Here is a 20,692-nt window from a genome sequence, read left to right as displayed (position 1 = left end):
GAAAAAATTAATATTTAATAATATTTTAAAATTTTTGGGGTAAATTTAACGTTAATTGCTATATTGCAAGCCCTAATTTCTACTTTAACGAACTTAAGATTATGAGAAAATTGTTTATTTCTAAGTCGCTATTGGTACTGACAATCAGTGTTATACTGATGAGCTGTAATAAAAACGATTATGGCACCAGTTCTAGAGCTACAGGATGGAAATACAACTCCAAGGATGGAGGATTTCAAGTTAATACAAATTATAAGGAACAGGAGACTGGTCCTGGACTAGTTTTTATTGAAGGAGGTACCTTCACTATGGGACGTGTTCAAGATGATGTAATGAGGGATTGGAACAATACTCCAACCCAGCAACACGTTCAATCCTTTTACATGGACGAAACTGAGGTAACCAATATTATGTACTTAGAGTATTTAGATTGGCTAAAGGCAGTTTACCCTCCAACAGAACCAAAATATAGAAACATTTACTACGGTGCACTACCAGATACTTTAGTTTGGAGAAATCGTCTTGGATTTAATGAGATGATGACCAATAATTATTTAAGACATCCAGCGTATGCAGATTATCCTGTCGTAGGAGTGAACTGGATACAGGCAGTAGAATTTAGTAATTGGAGAACCAACCGAGTAAACGAAAGAATTTTAGAAGAAGAAGGCTACATTAGAGATAATGCTCCTTTCCAAGATGTGTCTGCAGAAAGCACATTCGATACTGAAACTTATTTAAACGCTCCTAGCCAAACTTATGGAGGTAATGATGATGCTACCAGAGGAGGAAAAGTTTCTCAAAATTATGCAAAAAGAAATGACTCTACTGAATTATATGTTCAGCGTAAGGATGGGTTACTATTACCAAAGTACAGGCTTCCAACTGAAGCAGAGTGGGAATATGCTGCACTTGGTTTAGTAGAATTAAGAAGTTACAACATATATAGAGGTAGAAAAAAATACCCTTGGAGTGGTAAATATACACGTTCTGGTAAAAGAAGAACAAGAGGAGATCAATTAGCGAATTTCAAGCAGGGTGATGGAGATTATGGTGGAATTGCTGGATGGAGTGATGACGGTGCGGATATTACTGCTCCAGTGAAATCATACGATCCAAACGATTATGGTCTATATGATATGGCAGGTAATGTAGCAGAATGGGTTGCTGATATCTACAGACCAATAATTGATGATGAATACAATGACTTTAACTATTACAGAGGTAATGTATATACTAAAAACGCCATCAATCCTGATGGAACTGTAAAAATTGCCACTGTAGATTCAATTGTATACGATACATTAAGTAATGGTAAAATAGTTGCACGTGTATTACCTGGAGGTATTTTACAAACTCCAATCGATGAAAACGAAACATATCTAAGAACGAACTTTACGAAAAGTGATAACCGTAACTTTAGGGATGGTGACAAAAGCTCTTCGAGAAATTTCTTAGGCTATGAAGATTTTGAAGGAGATCCTTCAAAAAGAATGTACAATGCACCTATTCATAGTGTAACCGTTGATGCTCAAGATAGCACTAAATTAGATCGTAGATACGACGAAACCAGTACAAGAACAACGATTATTGATGATAATGTACGGGTTTATAAAGGTGGATCTTGGAAAGACAGAGCCTATTGGTTAGACCCTGCACAACGAAGATTTATGCCTCAAGATATGGCGACTGATTATATTGGATTTAGAAATGCAATGTCTAGAGTAGGAGAAAAGGCGAAACAAAAGAAAACACCTAAGCACAAAGGCCCTAATTAATCTATAGTCAAAAATAAAGTAGAAATTATTTTGAATATATCGAAAAGCCCTGAATAGAACATTCAGGGTTTTTTATGTTATCCGTATCAACATGAATAGCACAGCACTACATCAACTATTTTTAAAAAGCGATGGGGTATCAACCGATACCAGGAACATTAAGGAAAACACCCTATTTTTTGCACTAAAGGGAAGTAATTTCAACGGAAATCAATTTGCCGCACAAGCGTTGGAGTCCGGAGCCTCTTACGCTATCATTGATGACGAGAAATACTATATTTCTGATAAAACCATAGTAGTTCCAGACGTTTTATGCGCTCTTCAGGATTTAGCGAGGTTTCATAGACATTATTTAGGAATTCCTATACTCGCCTTAACCGGAAGTAATGGAAAAACAACAACCAAAGAACTTATCAACGCCGTTCTCTCCAAAAAATATACTACCATAGCAACCTCAGGAAATTTAAATAATCATATCGGCGTAACACTAACCCTACTGCGAATGGACAGTAGTACTGAATTTGGAATCGTAGAAATGGGGGCTAATCATCAAAAAGAAATTGCTTTTTTATGCGATATCGCACTTCCTGACTATGGATACATCACCAATATAGGTAAGGCACATCTAGAAGGGTTCGGAGGAATAGAAGGTGTATTGAAAGGAAAAACAGAAATGTACGTTCACTTAAAAGAACATCATAAAATGATTTTCTTAAATAAGGACGACGAAAAGCTTACCAATGCAGCTGGAGACTTAAATAGTTTTACTTTTTCTCAAGAATCCGGTAAGGCAGATATTCAAGTTATATTACAACAAGTAAACCCTATGGTTTCCGTTCAATATGATAATATCACTATACAAAGTAATCTTATCGGGGACTACAATTTCGGTAATATTGCTGCTGCAATTGCTATAGGGCGTTATTTTGAAATCGGAAATGAGACCATAAAAGAGGCTATAGCATCTTATATACCCGAAAACAATCGATCTCAGATCATTCAAAAGGGAGAAGCTACCATTATTATGGATGCTTATAATGCGAATCCTACAAGTATGCAAGCTGCTATTCAAAATTTTGTAGCCCTAAATTTTACAACCAAAAGCGTTTTTCTAGGAGATATGTTTGAACTAGGAGAAGATGCGCACAAAGAGCATCAAGATATTGTATATCTTTTAGAAGGAACCAATATTCATAACATCATACTTATCGGAGAAAATTTCTTTAAAACCCATACCAGTTCTAAAATCAAAACCTATAGAACATTCGAAGACCTGAAAAGCGATTGGAACACCTCTTTGGTAGTAGATGCTAATTTGATCAAGGGCTCCAGAGGAATGAAATTAGAACGTATCTTAGACCTTATTACATAAGTAAAAAGGGTCATCGCAACTTCGCTTTCACCCTTTTCATAATCTGTATGGTATAACAGAGTTATTTGTCCCTTAAACGCTGCCGAATTAATTACAGATTATTAACAAACTCTAATTCCAATTGCAAAGCAATGGCAAACTCATAAGTAAAACGAATGTAAATTTGTTTACCCTACCCTTGTTATACTAATTATTTTTAAATAATTAAAAATCAATCAAACAAAAGATTACAAACGTTTACAATCGTTTACAAGCGAAATTAAACGACTCCTAACCGAATGTTTGTTTAATCCGTCCCTAGGTTTGCACTGTCGAGTTGAAGTTCACCTCAGCCAGACAATTAGTATTAACTGTTTAACCTTAACATTAAAATTATGAAAACGCTAAAAAACAAAGTACAGTTGATTGGAAACTTAGGACAAGATCCAGAAGTAATTACTTTAGATTCTGGAAAAAAATTGGCAAAATTTTCTATTGCCACTAATGATTACTATTACAACAAACAAGGAGAAAAGATTCAGGACACCCAATGGCATAATATCGTTGCCTGGGGAAAAACCGCTGATATAATTGAAACGTATGTCAACAAAGGTCAAGAAGTAGCTATTGAAGGAAAACTAACCTCAAGAAGTTATGACGATAACGAAGGAAATAAACGATATATTACAGAGATAGTATGTAATGAGTTGCTAATGCTGAGTAATAAATAAAATCATACTTCATAACTTGTAAGAAAAAAGAGTGCTTTCGCACTCTTTTTTCTTCACACAAATCATCTTAATTTTTGGGCCTTCCGCTTAAATTAAAACTCACATTTTTTTAAACTTTCATCTTCGGATACTGAAAGCGCTAACTTAACTTTTCAGTGAAAAGATATACTGTTTGTTACCCTTTAAATTAAATCATGTATATTAACTATTATATATGTTTTTTAACGGTTTTATAGTAATATCTGTGATGTTTTTGTGATAGAAATACTACATATCGTAAAGATTAAATTTAAAAATGAAATCAACATATGTAATTTTTTATAAAAATATCATTCAATAGCTTTACCGTCCCCAAATCAACCAACTAAATTTTGGTATAATCAAATTTAAGAAGGATAGTAATGTGCAGTAATTAGAATAGTCAATATCAATGAAGGAAATACAAGGAGATACATCGACGATGGTCTTGCGACTAAAGACTGTAATGAATGAATTGGTTCAAATATCAAATGAATCCTGGTCACAGTTTGAAAAATCACTAAACTTCTATTCCGTTGAAAAAGACCAATACATTATTGAAGCAGGTCAAATGCCTAAAGATATTTTTTTTATTTATCAAGGCGCTGTAATTATATATTATACAGATGCAAGTGGCAAAAGATATACTAAAAATCTTCTTTTTGAAAATGATTTCCCCTCTGCCACCTCTTCCTTAATCCAAGGTACCACAAGTAATGTTACCATCGAATCCATTGAAAAAACGTTGCTTGTAGGAATAGATTTTAAAAAATTCAGGAGACTTGCTGAAACTATACCTGATATTCAAAGAGCATATCTGAGGTATTTAGAAATTAATTGGATTGTTAAAAAGGAAGACAAAGAATTCCTTTTTGCTACAAAAGATGCTACCGAAAAATACCTTTCTCTATTACAACAATATCCTGATATTGAACAACGAATCGCTCTCTATCATATAGCCTCCTATCTCAATATAACTTCCACCCAACTAAGTAGAATACGTAAGGAATTAGAGTCAAGAAAAACCTGATTTAATTACACTCCATCATATAGAATCCTAAAGAGTTGCTAAAAACAATATAGCATTAGTAATTAATTTTAAATTACATGAAGCAGATTTCAAAAATCTTATTTTTTCTATTGTTATTTCTTTATAGCTCATGTAATAATAATGTAAACAATTCTATTGGCCCTTTAGTAGTGTCACAATTGATTGATTTGGGAAAATTAAATACTTTTTATAAAAACTCTTTTGATTACACTAGTAGAGGCCATAATCCTCATAAAAAAATGACTTATACTTTTAGTGTGGATTTCCAAAGAAGCTACATCATAAAATCTGATCGGAATGTACAATTAATTCTAAAAGATAATCAACCTAATCGTCTAGCTTCTAGAGCTAATTTTATACCAAGCAAGCCTGTAAATTCAGAAATTTACGACGGAGCGCAACTGACTTCTGAAGTTATGACGCTAGAAATCATCAATAAAGATTCAACAAATCTTACAGGAAGACCATCATTTTCTATAAAAGCTGTTTCTGATAACGTTTTGGATCTTGCTACTCCTTCCCCTACGTTAGACGAATCAATCATTTTTAGTAATAAAGACTATGAACCGGATAATAGGCTAGGAATAAGTTTTGATATCATTTCAACTACATATTTTAATATTTCCGCTAATGGCCATGTATCAATAGGGTTGCATAACTAACAAGGATTTGGTAACTGTAGATAGTTTAAACGCATTCGAAATTACCGAAGAATCACTACCAAAAAGAATTTATTCTCTTGACCTAGTTAATCAACTATGGTATACCATATCAACGGAGCATTGAGCATACCGTTGAATTAAATGTTCAAAACCCGGAAGCAACAGAAAAAGTGTCCTAAAATTAGGACACCTTTTCTAGTATCTTAATAACTCCTCTATTTTTCTTTTAACCTTTTCTGTAGACGGAATCATAGTCTGCTCTAATGTACTGTTTAGTGGAATAGCCGGCATATTTTCAGAACCAATAGTCATTACAGGCGCATCTAAATCTCTGAAACATTGTTCCTGAATTTTACTCGCCAGCGCCCTGGCAAATGAATTATCAGAAGGCTCTTCGGTAACAACTAGACACTTTTTGGTCTTTTTCACTGATTCCATCACCGTCTCTTCATCTAGGGGATGTAAGGTTCTTAAATCAATAACTTCTACTACCTCCTTTAAGTCTTTTGTAGCATTTAATGCCCAATGCACTCCCATCCCATACGTGATAATAGACATGGTTTCTTTATCGTCTTGAGGCCATATGCGCTGTACTACACTAGCTTTGCCAAATGGTAATACATAATCTTCCGCAGGTTCCGTGGTCCTAGCCTTCTCAGTTCCTTTTACTTTGGACCAATACAACCCTTTGTGCTCAAAAATCACCACCGGATTAGGATCATAATAGGCTGCTTTCATAAGCCCTTTAAGATCCGCTCCATTACTAGGATATGCAATTTTTAAACCTCTTATGTTAGTAACTACAGACTCTACTGAAGAAGAGTGATAAGGCCCACCACTTCCATACGCTCCAATTGGTACACGTAAGATCATAGATACCGGCCATTTTCCATTGGATAAATAACAAGACCTGCTTACCTCGGTGAATAATTGATTGAGTCCTGGCCAGATATAATCCGCAAACTGAACCTCAACTATTGGCTTTAAACCAACCGCAGACATTCCAACGGTAGAACCCACAATAAAGGCCTCTTGGATTGGTGTATTAAACACGCGTTCATCTCCAAATTTTTGTGCTAGTGTTGCGGCCTCTCTAAATACACCTCCCAAACGCCCTCCTACATCCTGACCATAAAGAAGGCACTCTTTATGTTTCTTCATTAACTCCTCAACAGCAAATAGCGCACAATCTACCATAACTACTTCGTCTTTATCCGCAGGAGCACGTTCACCTGATTCCTCAGTAATTGGAGTAGGTGCAAAATCATGTGTAAATAAATCTTCAGGAGTTGGATCTTCCGCTTTCATTGCTTCTTCCAAATCCTTTGCTACTGTTGATTTTATGTCTGCATCAATTGCATCTAATTCTTTTTCAGAAAAACCGTTTTCCAATAGCTGTTTTCTTAATACTGGATAAGGATCTCTTGATCTTGCTTCCTCCAGATCGTCTCGATACCATTCCATTCGAACCCCAGAGGTATGATGATTAAGCAACGGTACCTTAGCATGAACAAGAATAGGGCGACGTTCTTTGCGAATCGTCTCAATAGCCTTTTGTATAGCGGTATAACTTTCCATAAAATTGGCTCCATCTATAGATATAGCCTCCAACCCGTGGAATCCCGCAGCATATTCATAAGCGCTCTGCGCTCTGGTTTCGGCTTCATTTGCTGATATATCCCAACCATTATCCTGAACTAAATATAATATTGGTAACTGTTTAAGCGCCGCCATTTGAAAAGCTTCAGCAATCTCACCTTCGGTAACCGATGCATCTCCTAGCGAGCATAATACCAACGGCATTTCATCGCCTTCAATTTGACTATGCGGAATATCAACTAGCTCTTTGTACTGCATCCCTAATGCTACTCCTGTTGCTGGTATGGCCTGCATACCCGTTGCAGAAGACTGATGCGGAATCTTTGGTTTATCCTCATCTCTTAAGCTAGGATGTGAATAATAGGTTCTTCCCCCGGAAAAAGGATCATCTTTTTTAGCCAATAGTTGTAACATCAGATCATAAGGTTTCATCCCTACACTCAGCAACATCGCATCATCCCTATAATACGGAAATGCATAATCCTGAGGTAACAATTGCATACCTGCTGCGATTTGTATAGCCTCGTGACCGCGAGAAGTAGCATGAACATATTTTGAAACTACCTTGAAGTTATCTTCATACAATTCAGCCATCGCCTTTGCTGTAGACAATAACGAATATGCTTGTTGTAAAACCTCTTTAGATACTGTTTTTTCCGCTATCATAATCTTCTTTCTTAACTTAATATATTTTATAAAGGACCTTCTTTTCTATGACCTAACTAACTTTTTCCTCTATCTCCACAGGTATAATCCACCCGAACTTATCATCTTGCTCCTGTGTTTTAATTTGGTCTAGCGTTTGTTTTACATCCTCACTAACCGGATTATTGGCAGGTAGTATAATCTCTTCATCTTTATAGCCAATACTTTCTATCATAGCTATGGCTACCGCTGTTCCGGTTCCAAATGCCTCCTCTAGCCTACCGTCTTTTGAAAATTGTATAATTTCATCAATAGTAATCGGACGCTCTGTTACTGTAAATCCTTTATCCTTTAGCAGGGTAATAACACTATCTCTTGTTATTCCCTTTAAAATAGAACCATCGGTACTCGGTGTTATAAAATTACCGTCTATTTTAAAAAATATATTCATTGTCCCTACTTCCTGAATGTAGCGATGTTCTTTGGCATCTAACCATAATACCTGGTCATAGCCTTTAGCTTTCGCTTTCTCAGTCGGCAGAATTGCTGCTGCATAATTACCCGCAGCCTTAGCTTCACCTGTACCTCCATTTGCAGCTCTGATATATTCAGTCTCAGCGTAGAGTTTGATCTTTTTTGAAAAAAATGGTCCTGCAGGCGAGCAAATTACGATAAACTTATAGCTCGTAGCAGCTCGCATACCAATAAAAGGCTCATCAGCATACATAAATGGACGCAGGTATAAAGCACTGCCCAATTGTGGAGGTATCCAATTGTGTTCTAAAGCTACAATCTGCTTCACCGCTTCAACAAAAAGCGCTTCTGGTACCTCTGGCATTCCCATTCTACGAGCACTATGATTAAAACGTTTTGCATTTTGCTCCGGACGAAACAGTAAAGGTGTCTTATTCTTACCCACGGTAGCTTTCATTCCTTCGAAAATAGCTTGCCCATAATGCAATGCCATAGCAGCAGGATGTGTGGGTATCGTTGCTAATGGTTCTATTCTGGGATTTACCCAAGTTCCTTCTTTGTAATCACAAACAAACATATGGTCGGTAAACGTGGTACCTAATGGAATATTAGAAAAGTCTATATTCCCTAACCCTGAATTTTCTGTTTTGGTAATTTTTATCTGTTGCATCATTTATTGTTTTTGACGCCTCTCAAGGTTACCCTTGAGACCGGGCTATTCGCTTTATCTTTTTTAATTACCATCTTCTTTATATTCATTCGCATCATATAAAAAAGGATGCCGCTACTATCCCTGGCGCTAAGATTATTCTACCTCTACAAGCAAATTGCTACTCTTTAAATTTCTCTATTGCTATCAAAAGCTTCCAACTCGTCTCCCACTTTTCGTAAGAAAGAACCACCTAGAAATCCATCTACCACTCTATGGTCAAATGAAAGTGATAAATACATCATACTCCTAATGGCGATTTCATCACCTTTATCCATGGTAATTACCTCTGGTCTTTTCTTAATAATACCTAAAGCTAATATGGCTACTTCGGGTTGATTGATAATCGGGGTACCCATTAAACTTCCAAACGTACCTACATTCGAAATGGTAAAGGAGCTTCCTTTGATCTCTTCAGGCTTAAGGCTATTGTTTCTTGCATTTTCTGCCAAGTGATTTACCTGTTTTGCTAACCCTAGTAAATTCTTTTCATCAGCATTTTTAACTACCGGAACTATCAAATTGCCACTAGGTAAAGCCGTTGCCATCCCAATGTTTATATCCTTGCGAACTACAATTTTATTGTCATCCACCGCTACATTGATCATTGGGTACGCCTGAATCGCTTTTGCCACAGCCTCTACAAAAATTGGCGTAAAGGTTAACTTTTGATTATACTTTTGCTGAAACTCTTTTTTAACTCTGTTTCTCCACTCCACAATATTAGTTACATCAACTTCGATATAACTGGTTACGTGTGGTGAAGTATGCTTAGAGTACACCATATGATCAGCGATCATCTGTCGCATACGATCCATCTCTACTATACGGTCTTTTCCCTCTACAAAGGAAATCGGTGGTGCTTTATAATTTGATTTAGGTGCGCTTACTTGCTGTACAGGTCTGCTTGGTAATGGATATTGTCTGTTTTTTAAGTAGCTTACCACATCACTCTTTCTTATTCTTCCACCTTCTCCGCTACCGTTAATACTCAGTACCTCTTCTATGCTAAGGTTTTCTTTCTTTGCGATATTTAGAATTAAAGGTGACAAAAAACCATCATTTTCACCTGCACTCAACGCTTTATAGTCTGCTGCTGAATAGCGTTCCGTCTTTTTAGTAGTGGTCGAATTCGTTTCTTTTTTTTCAGGAGACGGAGTTGCAGCTACTTCTTTTTGTGCTGTTTTCTTGGCACCTGCTTCTCCATTTGCCTCAATGATAGCAATAACATCTCCAATATTAACTACTGTATTAGGTTCCACTAAAATCTTTGCAATCACTCCATCACAAGGAGAGGGAACCTCTGAATCTACCTTGTCCGTGGCTACCTCTAAAACAGTTTCATCCTGCTCCACGGTGTCTCCTTCATTTTTTAACCAATTAAGCACCGTTGCTTCCGAAATACTTTCGCCCATTTTGGGCATTTTCAACTCTATTTTTGACATGTATTGCTGATATTTTTAGAATTGCCAACCATTTTTCAAAATTAAATTTCTTTACCAAAACAAACTAATGTTTGTTAGTTTTTTGTAGTAATAAGTTACGACAAAACGTTATCATTTTGTATTAACGCATTGCTAATTGTATCCCATAAAGCTATTCTTTTTTCTAAAGCTAGTTTACTGTACATCAAAGCTTCATCCCATTTTTTTTGAGTGTCACATAAACTTTCAACCATACCTAAACTAAGCGGACCATGTTCATCACCATCCAATTCGATATGTCGTTCTAAGTAATAAATAAGTTTGTTTAAAGACACATCACTGCTCTTTTCCAGGTTTTTTACAATACCTAAAAACAAATCAGGAATCAGATCTTCTCTCCCAAACGTAAAAACAGCAGCTGTGATATGAGGTTTTTTTAAGGCAATCACCTCAAAAGTAAATTTCAGAAAGTCTTTAACCGCTTCAGGTAAATTTAATTTTTTTAAACCTTCTTCAATTGAATACCCATCCTTAATGCTATTGATCAATTCCTCGATTTGATCCGTATTCGCTTTGACCTCATTCATAGCCTCAATATACATCTCATAATGACTCATCGGCTGTCCAACTTCATTAACATCACTTTCCTCTCCAAAAACGATCTCATTAATAAAGCGACTTAGTTTAGGATTTTTTGCTGGCACCCAAGGCACATCCACAGTAGTTAACTGTAGTTGTAAGCTCTTAAGTAAGGACATAAAATCCCACACCGCATATACATGATGCTCCATAAATAACTTAACGTCATCCGTGTTCTCTATTTGGCTATACAACCGATGCTGTAGTAATTTTTGGCGTACTGGTTGTAATTCTTCGATCAGAAAATTAATCTCCTTCATTGTCATTCTTTATTCTTTACCTTTAAATTCATTTAATGTTTGATAAAAAGCCTCCTGTTCGGGTCTATCTTTAGGTACTTCTCTAAGCGGTTCAACTTCCTCTAAAGTTGCAAAACAATCCGCTGGTAACTGTTGATACAGTTTGGTTCCTTTGGTTTTCCAATCGATCATTTCGTCAGTCACCTGTTTGATCACTTTTGCTGGATTACCTACAATTAAGCTTCTGCTTTCAAATACAGTATTGGCTTTTACAAAAGACATAGCTCCAACAATACACTCGTCCCCGATTTCTGCATCATCCATAATTACGCTATTCATACCTATGAGGCAATTACGACCTAAATTGGCTCCGTGAATCACGGCCCCGTGGCCCACGTGAGCGCTTTCCTTGAGCACAATCGACTTACCTGGAAACATATGTACTGTACAATTTTCCTGTACATTAACACCATCCTCTAGTACGATCTCACCCCAATCACCGCGAATAGCCGCTCCTGGACCGATATAACAATGCTTACCAATAATTACGTTGCCCGTAACCGCTGCCAACGGATGCACAAAACTTGTTTCGTGAACTACCGGTATGTATCCTTTAAATGAATAAATCAATCTTAACTATCAAATTTTAAATGTAAAATGATAAAGTTTAAAGTTCTGATAAGTATAACTTTTGAGTTTAAAATTTAAAATTTTACATTTTTCAGTTTTACATTTATTTTCCTAAAGTTTTTATGCTACTTGTAAAAACAGCTACTAACTCCTTGCTTTCTTTTATAATACTATAAAATCCATCAACGTCTTTTATAAGCTCGGACTCTATTAAAATCTGCAAATTTACCTGAGACTCTCTTAGCTCCTTAAGGCATAATTTCATTTTTTGCACGAAATCTTTTCTTGATTCAGCAGCTTGAGCCTCACCATAATTTAGTGCGGCAGAAGACGACGACCTTATTAACCGTTTAATTAAGTGTTCTGAAGCAAAACTCCTATTTAAACCTCCAACATTTAATATAATACTGGCAGAAAACTTGACTAATCTTTTCTGTAGATCATATATTCTGCCTTCTCCTATCTACTTAAACCGCTTCAACGTTTCTTTGGTAAATTCTCCAAGCACTAGTCGGCCGCTTATCACAGCTCGTTCTGCCAATAAAGTATCCCAGTCCTCTGTACCAGCCCAAAATGCATTTTTCATTTCTGTCATAGCATCTGGATTGTAGGTTGCTAAATGCTCGGCAAAGGCTTTTACCTCTTGATCTAAGGTTTCTGTGTCTTCAAAAACTTTAGTGAATAATCCTTTATCTCTTGCCCATTCTGCCTCATAAAACGAATTCGCATCTATAGCAATTTGAGACATTGCCGACAATCCTAATTTACGTTCCACTGCGGGTCCTACTACAAAGGGGCCTATGCCTATATTTAATTCGCTTAGTTTTATGGCTGCAAACTTTGTCGCCATACAATAATCTGTTGCAGAAGCTAATCCTACTCCCCCTCCTACAGTTTTACCCTGTACTCTTCCTATAATAAACTTAGGACATTTTCGCATAGCATTGATAACATTGGCAAAACCAGAGAAAAACACTTTTCCGGTTTCCGCATCATTGATATTGATCAATTCTTTAAAGCTTGCACCCGCACAGAAAGTGCGATTACCACCACTTTTTAATACAATTACCTTAATTGCTTCATCTTTACCTGCTTCTGTAATGGTTTGCGCTAATTTAGCCAATATGTCTCCTGGTAAAGAGTTATGAGCAGGATGAAAAAATTCTATGGTTCCTACTCCATTATCAGTTGTGATGTTAACGTATGGTTGTGTCAAAACAAATATAATTTTTCAATGTAAAATTTTACATTTTTCGGTTGTACATTTTTATTTTCAATAGTGTAAACTTCCTGCCTTGCACAGAAAATTCGAGCAAATTAATCCAACAGTTTAAATTGTTCAAAATGATGATTTAGATGCTTCACATTTAGCAATTCCCATTCAAACTTATTCATATCACCAAAAACTGCATTCCTTGTTGTTGCCTCTGGATGCTCTTTAAAAAAGTTATCTAAATTATCCAATGCTTCTACCACCTTTTGTTTTGCAGTTTCTAAATCAGGGTGCTTTAATTCCTCCAATTCTCCTTTTTTCATTAAAGGATGCTGGTGTCCTCGAGGCATAGGTTTATGGTTATAGATCATTTCCTGCACTTTCTCTAAATGCTCCTCGGGTGTAGCAATTTCAAAATCCTGGATTTCTCCCGCTCCAATACGTATGGTATGTTCCAGATGTTCTAGCATATGTTGAGGCGTCATAGACCCCCACTTTGGTTGAGCATCCGCTGTAAGCTTTGCTAAATAATTTTCGATATTAGTACGATCGATTGGAACAAAAGGAGATTTCTTTTGAACCATAGTTAATATGGTTGCAATAGCCGCCAACTCCTCTTCCTGATCATAAACCTCGACAAACCATTTTACAATTCCACTAGGCAAATCCTTACCACGGTGATCTCGATCTATCTTTTGCTTACAAGTAAGTCTTACGTAGACGGTATCATTATGATAAATTGGTCTTAAAAACCTACATTCTTCCAAACCATAATTTGCGGCTACAGGTCCTTTATTAGGATATACAAATAATCCTGCAGCAGCGGCAAGGATAAAGTACCCGTGAGCAGTTCTTTTTTCAAAAATACTACCTTCTAACGAGGTAATATCGGTATGTGCATAGAAGTGATCCCACGTTAGATTACCAAAATTAATAATATCTGTATCCGTAATGGTTCGTTTATGCGTTTTGATTGACATACCTGGTTCAATATCTTCCCAATGATAGGCAAACGGATGCTTATCTGTTTCTTTATATTTTGCATTGGCTTGATAAATTCCGGTAACTTCTGATATTGTAGTTGGTGTTCCTTGAATTGCGCAGCGCTGCATATAGTGTTTGATACCGCGCATACCTCCCATTTCTTCACCCCCTCCAGCTCTTCCTGGACCTCCGTGAACTAACATCGGTAATGGTGAACCGTGGCCTGTACTCTGACGTGCATTCTCTCGGTTACCTACTAGAATACGACCGTGATGCGATGCTGCACCAACCACAAATTCTTTAGCTATTTTATCGTCATAGGTAAAAATTGAAGAAACCAATGACCCCTTACCTCTATGGGTTAGCTCTATAGCTTCCTCCAAAGTATCATAAGGCATTATGGTAGACACTGGACCAAAAGCTTCTATCGTATGAACGCTATCATTTTGCAATGGTTTATCCTCTCGCATTAAAATAGGGCTAACAAAAGCGCCTTTTGACGCATCTGCTCCTATAGTTTCTATTTTGTCTAAGCTTCCGTAAACGATCTGTGCGGTTTTAGCAATCTCAGAAACATTATTCTTAAAGCTCTCCACTTGCTTTTTACTTGCCAAAGCACCCATTCGTACTTCTTTTAATCTTGGGTCTCCAATCGTTACTTTATCCAATTGTTTTCCTAAAGCAATCTGAACATCTTCAACCAATCCTGAAGGCACAATAATTCTGCGAATTGCAGTACATTTTTGACCAGATTTAACCGTCATTTCATTGCGAACCTCTTTGATAAACTGATCAAACTCTGGCGTACCCGGTACTGCGTCTTCCCCTAAAACAGAAGCGTTCAAGGAGTCGGCTTCCATAGTAAAAGGTACAGATTCTTCGATCAATCTTGGATGTGCTTTTAACATCTTACCGGTGTGAGCTGATCCCGTAAACGTTACTACATCTTGAGACTCTACCGTATCCAAAATATTTTTAGTCATTCCGCTTAATAACTGCAAAGACCCCTCTGGCATTATACCTGAATCTACAATGACTCTAACTACTGCTTCCGTTAAATATGCAGTTTGTGGCGCAGGTAACACCACTGCTGGTACACCCGCCATCCAGTTTACGGCGCACTTTTCTAACATTCCCCAAATCGGAAAATTAAAGGCGTTGATATGAACTGCTACCCCACGTTTAGGTACTAAAATGTGATGTGCCATAAATCGACCTCCTCTTGACAGGTCTACAGGGTCGCCCTCTACATGAAACGGCTGGTTAGGAAATAATTTACGTAAAGAAGCATTCGCAAATAAATTACCAAACCCTCCTTCAATATCTATCCAACTATCAATTCTCGTTGCACCCGTTCGGTAACTGATTTCATAAAACTCTTCTTTTCTTTTAGTCAAATAAAGAGCAAGCTTTTTGATCATATTACCACGTTCCTGGAACGTCATTTTTCGCAGCATTTCGCCACCTTTTGTCCTACCATAGTGTAAAACTTCAGGAATATCAAGTCCATCGGTAGTAGATTTACCAATAACTTCTCCGGTAACGGCGTCGTGCATGATGATTCCGTCTCCAGATCCTTCTGCCCATTTACCGTTGATATAACTTTGTAGTGTTTTCATACTATTTTATTTAAACCTAATTTGGATTCCAATTCTCCCGATGCTTCAGGACGGAATAGCCATCGTTTTTTTAACTTTTCAAACTTTTAGTGCACATCTCTAAAGACCCACTAACTTACACTTTCAATAACACAGGCATAACCCTGTCCTACACCTACACACATAGTGATAAGAGCATATCTTTTGTTCTGCTCTTGTAGTTCTAATGCTGCAGAGTAGGCTATTCTAGTGCCTGTAACACCCAGTGGATGACCGATCGCTATGGAACCACCATTAGGATTAATTCTTGGGTCATCATCTTTTAAACCCCAGGCTCTAATACAAGCAAGCGCCTGTGAAGCAAATGCTTCATTCAACTCAATTATATCAATATCATCCATAGTCAAGCCCGCTTTTGCCAATGCTTTGTTTGAAGCTTCCACGGGCCCAATACCCATTATTCTTGGTTCTACTCCTACCACGGCTGAACTAACAATTTTTGCCATCGGTTTTAAATCATATTTTTTAACCGCATCTTCCGAAGCTACAATTGTAGCAGCTGCTCCGTCATTTAACCCAGAAGAATTCCCCGCAGTTACGCTTCCCTCTTTTTTGAAGGCAGGTCTTAACTTGGCCAAAATTTCTTTTGAAGTTCCTGGTTTGATAAACTCATCATCAGAGAACACTATGGGGTCTTTTTTGCGCTGCGGAATTTCTACCGCAACGATTTCTTTCGCTAATCGCCCTGATTCTTGAGCTTTGGCAGCTTTCATTTGACTCCAATAGGCAAAAGTATCCTGATCTTCTCTGGATATATCGTACTTCTCCACTAAATTTTCTGCGGTATTACCCATACCGTCTGTTCCGTATAGATCGTGCATTTTTTGGTTTACAAATCGCCAGCCAAAACTGGAATCGTACATCTTAGCATCTGTTCCAAAGGCGGAAGAAGGCTTGGCGATCACATAAGGACCTCTGGTCATATTTTCAACTCCACCAGAAATAAAGAGCTCTCCATCACCTGCCTTAATTGCTCTGTTAGCATGTATGATTGCTGAAAGTCCTGAACTACATAGCCTATTTACCGTTTCGCCAGGAACTGTATAAGGCAAACCTGCCAATAACGAAGCCATTCTTGCTACATTCCGATTATCTTCACCCGCTTGATTAGCACAGCCAAGAATTACATCATCATATGCTTCCTTTGGGATATTCGGATATTTAGCCACTAATTTTTCGATTACCAAAGCGGCCAAATCATCCGTACGAACCGTAGATAGGGTTCCCTTGTAATTTCCGATTGGAGTTCTAACTCCATCAATTATATATGCGTTTTTCATGCTATTGCCTTACTCTTTATTAACCAATAGGTTATCTTAAATTTTTATTCTCTTAGTCTAGCCGATAGTACCGACTGTTCTATCAATGGTAAATATTTCTTTTCTTCGTTTTTCATATAATACGAAGAGATCATGATAGTTTTTTCCGCTGAGGCTGGAAAAGCATACATCACCATCATCATCTCCTCACCTGCATCATCCAGTGTTTTAGATCTTTCTAAAAGTACTTTTTTACCCTCCAGTTCTGTCTCTTCGATACTCAACACCTCAATACCTTGCTGTTCATTTTGCTTTTGTAGCATTCTTTCCTTAAAAGTTGCATAAGGTTGAGGAGCAAGCATTTTCATAATTCCGGCTGACATATCTTCATTAGCCCTATTTGTGCCATTATCAATAACAAAAACTGTTTCATCCACTTCCATAATTATTTGATCTCCAAAAACATCACCCAGTGGATTTTGGGTTGTTACTTCTTTAGGTTCAGCTTTGGTTACTTCTGTGCCTTCCAACACTTCAGTTCTAGATTCAGCACTCTTTTTGCAAGAAAAAAAGGTAGCTAATACTATGATTACTAAAATTCTCATGAGTTTTGTGTTCGTTAATTTCATTCCCAATCTTTTGCTGTTCGATATACTACACCTTTAAATAGTGCTACGATCTGTTCTCCTCTTTTTACTTCAACAATATTAAAACCCACCTTAGTCTTACTAATATCCGTAACCGCCTCTGCTGTAATGTAGTCCCCTTCTTCTAGCGCTTCGATATGATTTATAGACGTTTCAATAGACACCGCATATTTGCCATGCGTATTTGCAGAAAAACCAAATGCTGTATCTGCTAAGCTATATGAAATACCACCGTGTGTTTTTCCCATACTATTCAACATTTCTTTGCGAATAGTCATACCAACTTTACATCTGCCAACTTCAACGCTTAGTACTTCAATCCCTAACCAACTGCTAAAAGGGTCTAAAGAAATCATTTTATGAGGTATCGCCTCTGGTTTTAACATAGTTATTACTTATTAGTTACCGCTTCTGATGCAAAAAAGGTTTCTTGTTGCCTGGCCATTCTTCTAAGTAATGGACTGCAACGATATCTATCCTCGCGATACTCATCATACAATTCGTCTAAAGTAGTAACACACCAGGAAATTCCTCTTTCATCTGCCCAGGCTAACAACCCCTTTGGATAATTCACTCCTTTAGTCATCGCATTATCAATATCTTCTGCTGAGGCAATATTCCAAAACAACGCATCGGCCGCTTCATTAATTAACATGACTAAGACCCGATCAAAAATATATTGATCCACATCTTTTTTTGTTGTTGCTATGTTTGCGGTTATGTTAGGAGAAGAAATCTTTCCGTTTTCATTATAATTATAATATCCTTTGCCCGTTTTTCTACCTAGATAATTGGCCTCTGATAACCTTTTTTGTGTAAATGAAGGTTTGTATCTTGGATCGTAGTAAAAAGCTTTAAATACAGTCTCCGTTACGGTGTAATTGACATCATTGCCAATAAAATCCATTAATTCAAAAGGACCCATTCTAAATCCGCCAATGGATTTTAAAGCTGTATCGATGGTTGGTATATCTGCAATCCCTTCTTCAAATATTCTTAAAGACTCTCCATAAAAAGGTCGTGCTACTCTATTTACTATAAACCCAGGAGTATCCTTGGCAATTGCAACCACTTTTTTCCAATTCTTAATTGTGCTTACGACCTGCTGTAAAACTTCTTTAGAAGTTTGAACCGCGGGTATAACCTCAACTAATTTCATTAAAGGAGCAGGGTTAAAAAAATGAATCCCGATACAACGCTCGGGCTTATCTAAAGAAGAAGCAATTGATGCTATGGAAAGTGAAGAGGTGTTTGATGCCAAAATAGTATTTGCTGATACGTAATTTTCCAACTCTGAAAACACCTTTTGTTTAATGGATAAATCCTCCACGATAGCCTCGATAACTAAGTCAGTATCCTTTAACTCTTTTAAATTATTAACATAGCGAATATTACTTTGTATATCTTGCTTTGCTGTAGTCGTTATTCTTTCTTTTTCGACCAATCTGGTCAATATTTTTTCAAGTGCCTTTTCGCTCTTTTCTAAAGCTTCTTTATTAGTATCAAAAACTATGACTGCACTACCCGCCGTAGCTGCTACCTGAGCGATACCACTACCCATAGTTCCTGATCCAATAATTCCTATGGCATGTATTGTTGATTGAAGTGTCATTGTAATGAGCTGTTTTTTAAAGTTTTGGAAGTATATTATTGTTAAGCAATCGTTAATTACTTTCCTTTAAAAACTGGTTTTCTTTTTTCGATAAATGCTTTAACCCCTTCAGCATAATCTTCACTTTCTGCAGCTTCTATTTGAAGATCTGACTCTAAGTTTAATTGTTGTGTTAAATCATTAGTTAACGATTGATTCAACAACCTCTTGGTTAGCCCCAGCGCTTTAGTAGGCATCTTAGCAATAGTATTTGCTAATTTATGTACTTCCTCTTCAAAAGTATCTGCCTCAAAAACCTTATATAGCATACCTAAAGATTCGGCTTCCGTAGCACTTACTTTATCTCCAAGCATCATCAAAGCTGAAGCTTTTTGGAATCCTATTAATCTTGGTAAGAAAAAGGTACCTGCACTATCTGGTATTAATCCTATTTTGCTGAATGCCTGAATAAAAGCTGCGTGTTCGTGTGCCACAACAATATCACAAGCCAGTGCCAAGTTGGCTCCAGCTCCTGCAGCGACTCCGTTAACAGCGGCGATTATCGGTTTTTCGATTGCTCTAATTCGTTCTACAATGGGATTGTAATGTTCTTCTAATATTTTTCTAAAACCTGGATTGAGTTCTGGAGAAGTAACTTCTTTTAAATCCTGACCGGCACAAAAAGCTTTACCGTTTCCTGTTAAAATTATGGCTCTCACATCATCGTTACTTTTACATTCATCTAATTTACTTTGAAGCAAAAGTGCCATTTCTCTGTTAAAGCTATTAAAACTTTCTGGTCTGTTGAGGGTAATTTTTGCAATATGATCTGCAATCGATACTTCTATAGAAGCCATGTTGTTTATTTAAGATTAGTTATTTTAAGCATTTAAAGTAATCAAAGGGTTCCTGACAGTCTTCACATTGAAATAATGCTTTACACGCTGTAGAACCAAATTGACTAATCATTTTTGTATTGGTAGAACCACAATTGGTACACTTTACTATTTTTTCATTGCCTAGCAGCGCGGCTTTATCCAACTTTTCTTCGAGAGGAGCAGCGATACCATACTTTTCTAGAGCTTTTTTACCTTTTTCAGTAATCCAATCTGTTGTCCAGGCAGGTGATAAAACTAACTCTACATCCGCTTCCATATCTTGCTCGGCAAAAGCCGCCACAATATCATCCGCCATAACATCCATAGCCGGGCAACCACTGTAGGTTGGTGTGATCTTAATTTTAACTTTACCATCAATTAGCTGGGCATACCGCACTACTCCCATGTCCATTAAAGAAAGTACCGGTATTTCCGGATCATATACTTCTTGAAGGACTGGAATTAATGAAGGATCAATATGTTGCTCTAATTTTACGGTCATAAAAAATTTA

The 20,692-nt window shown here is 37.0% G+C and carries 19 protein-coding genes; 5 read left to right on the top strand and 14 right to left on the bottom strand.

What is annotated here, in order from left to right:
• Window positions 1-101 precede the first annotated feature (101 nt).
• The 5 genes from gldJ (at window position 102) to EV197_RS05375 (ending at window position 5,591) form a co-directional block, all read left to right on the top strand.
• A complete protein-coding gene (gene gldJ / locus EV197_RS05395) occupies window positions 102-1,778 on the top strand; it encodes a gliding motility lipoprotein GldJ (protein WP_130285705.1) in 1,677 nt (558 codons plus the stop codon).
• Between the two features lie 91 nt (window positions 1,779-1,869).
• Window positions 1,870-3,150, top strand: a complete 1,281-nt coding sequence (locus EV197_RS05390; RefSeq protein WP_130285704.1) for a UDP-N-acetylmuramoyl-tripeptide--D-alanyl-D-alanine ligase — start codon at window positions 1,870-1,872, stop codon at window positions 3,148-3,150.
• Between the two features lie 374 nt (window positions 3,151-3,524).
• The gene (locus EV197_RS05385) at window positions 3,525-3,860 is read left to right on the top strand and encodes a single-stranded DNA-binding protein (protein ID WP_130285703.1); all 336 of its coding nucleotides are present in this window, start codon (window positions 3,525-3,527) and stop codon (window positions 3,858-3,860) included.
• 430 nt (window positions 3,861-4,290) lie between these two features.
• Window positions 4,291-4,908 (top strand): Crp/Fnr family transcriptional regulator, encoded by a 618-nt coding sequence (locus EV197_RS05380; protein ID WP_130285702.1) that lies wholly within the window; start codon window positions 4,291-4,293, stop codon window positions 4,906-4,908.
• 77 nt (window positions 4,909-4,985) lie between these two features.
• A complete protein-coding gene (locus EV197_RS05375; RefSeq protein ID WP_130285701.1) occupies window positions 4,986-5,591 on the top strand; it encodes a hypothetical protein in 606 nt (201 codons plus the stop codon).
• A gap of 195 nt (window positions 5,592-5,786) precedes the next feature.
• On the opposite strand, the gene EV197_RS05370 is transcribed toward EV197_RS05375, so the two are convergent.
• The 14 genes from EV197_RS05370 to paaD all read right to left on the bottom strand — a co-directional run bounded on the left by EV197_RS05370 (window position 5,787) and on the right by paaD (window position 20,682).
• Window positions 5,787-7,856, bottom strand: coding sequence for an alpha-ketoacid dehydrogenase subunit alpha/beta (locus EV197_RS05370; RefSeq protein ID WP_130285700.1), 2,070 nt, complete (start codon window positions 7,854-7,856; stop codon window positions 5,787-5,789).
• A 52-nt stretch (window positions 7,857-7,908) separates the two neighbouring features.
• Window positions 7,909-8,982: a branched-chain amino acid aminotransferase gene (locus EV197_RS05365; RefSeq protein WP_130285699.1), complete on the bottom strand. Its 1,074-nt coding sequence runs from the start codon at window positions 8,980-8,982 to the stop codon at window positions 7,909-7,911.
• Between the two features lie 164 nt (window positions 8,983-9,146).
• Window positions 9,147-10,463 carry a dihydrolipoamide acetyltransferase family protein gene (locus EV197_RS05360; protein WP_130285698.1) on the bottom strand — a complete coding sequence of 439 codons (1,317 nt, stop codon included), beginning with the start codon at window positions 10,461-10,463 and terminating at the stop codon, window positions 9,147-9,149.
• Window positions 10,464-10,558: 95 nt separating this feature from the next.
• Window positions 10,559-11,341, bottom strand: coding sequence for a DUF3050 domain-containing protein (locus EV197_RS05355; RefSeq protein WP_130285697.1), 783 nt, complete (start codon window positions 11,339-11,341; stop codon window positions 10,559-10,561).
• A 9-nt stretch (window positions 11,342-11,350) separates the two neighbouring features.
• Complete coding sequence (locus tag EV197_RS05350) at window positions 11,351-11,950, bottom strand: acyltransferase (RefSeq protein WP_130285696.1); 600 nt, start codon at window positions 11,948-11,950, stop codon at window positions 11,351-11,353.
• A 103-nt stretch (window positions 11,951-12,053) separates the two neighbouring features.
• Window positions 12,054-12,398 carry a four helix bundle protein gene (locus EV197_RS05345; RefSeq protein WP_130286193.1) on the bottom strand — a complete coding sequence of 115 codons (345 nt, stop codon included), beginning with the start codon at window positions 12,396-12,398 and terminating at the stop codon, window positions 12,054-12,056.
• A gap of 15 nt (window positions 12,399-12,413) precedes the next feature.
• Entirely contained in the window at window positions 12,414-13,166 is a 753-nt protein-coding gene (locus EV197_RS05340) for an enoyl-CoA hydratase/isomerase family protein (protein WP_130285695.1), read from the bottom strand.
• A 101-nt stretch (window positions 13,167-13,267) separates the two neighbouring features.
• Window positions 13,268-15,766 (bottom strand): phenylacetic acid degradation bifunctional protein PaaZ, encoded by a 2,499-nt coding sequence (gene paaZ / locus EV197_RS05335; RefSeq protein ID WP_130285694.1) that lies wholly within the window; start codon window positions 15,764-15,766, stop codon window positions 13,268-13,270.
• Between the two features lie 110 nt (window positions 15,767-15,876).
• Window positions 15,877-17,085, bottom strand: coding sequence for a 3-oxoadipyl-CoA thiolase (gene pcaF, locus EV197_RS05330; protein ID WP_130285693.1), 1,209 nt, complete (start codon window positions 17,083-17,085; stop codon window positions 15,877-15,879).
• 44 nt (window positions 17,086-17,129) lie between these two features.
• Window positions 17,130-17,669 (bottom strand): hypothetical protein, encoded by a 540-nt coding sequence (locus EV197_RS05325; protein WP_130285692.1) that lies wholly within the window; start codon window positions 17,667-17,669, stop codon window positions 17,130-17,132.
• A gap of 20 nt (window positions 17,670-17,689) precedes the next feature.
• The gene (locus EV197_RS05320) at window positions 17,690-18,097 is read right to left on the bottom strand and encodes a PaaI family thioesterase (protein ID WP_130285691.1); all 408 of its coding nucleotides are present in this window, start codon (window positions 18,095-18,097) and stop codon (window positions 17,690-17,692) included.
• A gap of 5 nt (window positions 18,098-18,102) precedes the next feature.
• Window positions 18,103-19,323 carry a 3-hydroxyacyl-CoA dehydrogenase NAD-binding domain-containing protein gene (locus EV197_RS05315; RefSeq protein ID WP_130285690.1) on the bottom strand — a complete coding sequence of 407 codons (1,221 nt, stop codon included), beginning with the start codon at window positions 19,321-19,323 and terminating at the stop codon, window positions 18,103-18,105.
• Window positions 19,324-19,379: 56 nt separating this feature from the next.
• The gene (locus EV197_RS05310) at window positions 19,380-20,159 is read right to left on the bottom strand and encodes an enoyl-CoA hydratase-related protein (protein ID WP_130285689.1); all 780 of its coding nucleotides are present in this window, start codon (window positions 20,157-20,159) and stop codon (window positions 19,380-19,382) included.
• Between the two features lie 19 nt (window positions 20,160-20,178).
• Window positions 20,179-20,682 carry a 1,2-phenylacetyl-CoA epoxidase subunit PaaD gene (gene paaD / locus EV197_RS05305; protein WP_130285688.1) on the bottom strand — a complete coding sequence of 168 codons (504 nt, stop codon included), beginning with the start codon at window positions 20,680-20,682 and terminating at the stop codon, window positions 20,179-20,181.
• Window positions 20,683-20,692 lie beyond the last annotated feature (10 nt).

The sequence above is a fragment of the Aquimarina brevivitae genome, from assembly GCF_004216895.1.
Lineage (GTDB): Bacteria > Bacteroidota > Bacteroidia > Flavobacteriales > Flavobacteriaceae > Aquimarina > Aquimarina brevivitae.
Note: the sequence above shows the minus strand (reverse complement) of the source record. Positions and strands in the feature narration are given on the sequence as shown.

Excerpts from the sequence above, each read along its gene's own strand:
- gldJ (WP_130285705.1), top strand. The coding sequence starts at position 102 with ATGAGAAAATTGTTTATTTCTAAGTCGCTATTGGTACTGACAATCAGT.
- EV197_RS05390 (WP_130285704.1), top strand. The coding sequence starts at position 1,870 with ATGAATAGCACAGCACTACATCAACTATTTTTAAAAAGCGATGGGGTA.
- EV197_RS05385 (WP_130285703.1), top strand. The coding sequence starts at position 3,525 with ATGAAAACGCTAAAAAACAAAGTACAGTTGATTGGAAACTTAGGACAA.
- EV197_RS05380 (WP_130285702.1), top strand. The coding sequence starts at position 4,291 with ATGAAGGAAATACAAGGAGATACATCGACGATGGTCTTGCGACTAAAG.
- EV197_RS05375 (WP_130285701.1), top strand. The coding sequence starts at position 4,986 with ATGAAGCAGATTTCAAAAATCTTATTTTTTCTATTGTTATTTCTTTAT.
- EV197_RS05370 (WP_130285700.1), bottom strand. The coding sequence starts at position 7,856 with ATGATAGCGGAAAAAACAGTATCTAAAGAGGTTTTACAACAAGCATAT.
- EV197_RS05365 (WP_130285699.1), bottom strand. The coding sequence starts at position 8,982 with ATGATGCAACAGATAAAAATTACCAAAACAGAAAATTCAGGGTTAGGG.
- EV197_RS05360 (WP_130285698.1), bottom strand. The coding sequence starts at position 10,463 with ATGTCAAAAATAGAGTTGAAAATGCCCAAAATGGGCGAAAGTATTTCG.
- EV197_RS05355 (WP_130285697.1), bottom strand. The coding sequence starts at position 11,341 with ATGAAGGAGATTAATTTTCTGATCGAAGAATTACAACCAGTACGCCAA.
- paaZ (WP_130285694.1), bottom strand. The coding sequence starts at position 15,766 with ATGAAAACACTACAAAGTTATATCAACGGTAAATGGGCAGAAGGATCT.
- pcaF (WP_130285693.1), bottom strand. The coding sequence starts at position 17,085 with ATGAAAAACGCATATATAATTGATGGAGTTAGAACTCCAATCGGAAAT.
- EV197_RS05325 (WP_130285692.1), bottom strand. The coding sequence starts at position 17,669 with ATGAGAATTTTAGTAATCATAGTATTAGCTACCTTTTTTTCTTGCAAA.
- EV197_RS05320 (WP_130285691.1), bottom strand. The coding sequence starts at position 18,097 with ATGTTAAAACCAGAGGCGATACCTCATAAAATGATTTCTTTAGACCCT.
- EV197_RS05315 (WP_130285690.1), bottom strand. The coding sequence starts at position 19,323 with ATGACACTTCAATCAACAATACATGCCATAGGAATTATTGGATCAGGA.
- EV197_RS05310 (WP_130285689.1), bottom strand. The coding sequence starts at position 20,159 with ATGGCTTCTATAGAAGTATCGATTGCAGATCATATTGCAAAAATTACC.
- paaD (WP_130285688.1), bottom strand. The coding sequence starts at position 20,682 with ATGACCGTAAAATTAGAGCAACATATTGATCCTTCATTAATTCCAGTC.